At 55.2% G+C, this 1,269-nt stretch carries 1 protein-coding gene; it reads right to left on the bottom strand.

All coding sequences use genetic code 11. The features are described from left to right. Window positions 1–38: 38 nt before the first annotated feature. On the bottom strand, window positions 39–926 hold the full coding sequence (locus QP908_RS11730) for a hypothetical protein (protein WP_284772363.1): 888 nt from the start codon (window positions 924–926) through the stop codon (window positions 39–41). Between the last annotated feature and the right edge of the window lie 343 nt (window positions 927–1,269).

The raw sequence follows: 1,269 nt of genomic DNA, 5'->3' as shown, positions 1-1,269 counted from the left end.
AAGCGCTTAATTCAGCTACACTGACCCAAGCAGCATAACTAACCCCCGACGTGTCCACTTTCTGGGGGCCAGGCCCAGGTATTGATCGCGACTTTGGTGTGCGTGTTATCCAGGATGAGTTGGATTAAGGCTTCACCGGCACCGCACTTGTGGTTGGCGGCATGGGCATCAATATGGCGGGCGATGATGGCGGCAGTGGCTTTATCACACGTCACACTGATAGTGGCCCGGTTATTGTGTACAGATACGTTGAGGGTGGGTTCGACCTCGTCAGTGTCGTCGATGGCCAGGTGGTGGGTGTCGATGAAGTCGCGGATAAACCGGCGGATTTCTGCAGCAGTAGGTACATGTTGGCTCGGTGCTGTCGGTGTCAGATAGTCTGCCAGGGCGGCATCGACCAGTCCCACATGTTCGTGGTTGTCGCCTATACGTTCTACTTCCCTATCGATAACCCGCAAGCGTGGTGTATCCAGGATCCACTGCTCCACGTTAGTCGCTGCTACCAGGGGGAGTTCCTGCATGCGGAAATGCGCCCTAATAATGCCAGACAAGATGCTATAGGAAAGCCCTAGGTCTTTAGCCAGGCTGGTCAGTGTCAGATCGACGTCGTCGCCCAGGTCTGGAAGGAGTGACTGGTAGAAAAACCAGGAGTTCTTCCGGGCTTGTGCTCCAGCAGCAGCAATAGGATTGTTTGGGGTATTGGTGGCATAAAAGACTACCGGTTCTCCTGCCTCAGCATCAGTGTCGGTATCAGGTGCCTCGTCGCCGTCAGCGGCAGTGATCATGCGTGCATCAGCTATACCATCGGCGCGCTCGGATTCGCCTGCCGCGCAAGTAGCGCTGGGTAGACGGGTATCTCCCGCCGTGGTGTCATGCACCGGCCCGCCTACGTGCGCGTGGTCTGTGGTGGGTGGTGGTGTACTCATTGTGGTCGAATCCCCCCCGGGGGTGTACTACACCCTTCAATGTGTCGAATATGTTTTCGTCTACCAAGGCATCAGACTACCCACCCGAAAAGACACCAGGGGTAAAACCCACACACCCCACCACGCATAACCCCTGCTCGACAGCAGTACAAGTCGCCTACACTAGCGGGGGTAAAACCACAATTAATCCCCAAAAGCACCAACCACCCACAATTATTCGGGGTGATGGTCTTTCGGGGACTATCGTATAAACACTATTTTGTTGTTTTGTTGTTTGGTGTCGGCGGTGACTTACTCTCCCACAACCTCCCGGTTGCAGTACCATCAGCGCGTACAGGCTTAG

The sequence above is a fragment of the Corynebacterium sp. MSK204 genome, from assembly GCF_030229885.1.
Lineage (GTDB): Bacteria > Actinomycetota > Actinomycetes > Mycobacteriales > Mycobacteriaceae > Corynebacterium.
Note: the sequence above shows the minus strand (reverse complement) of the source record. Positions and strands in the feature narration are given on the sequence as shown.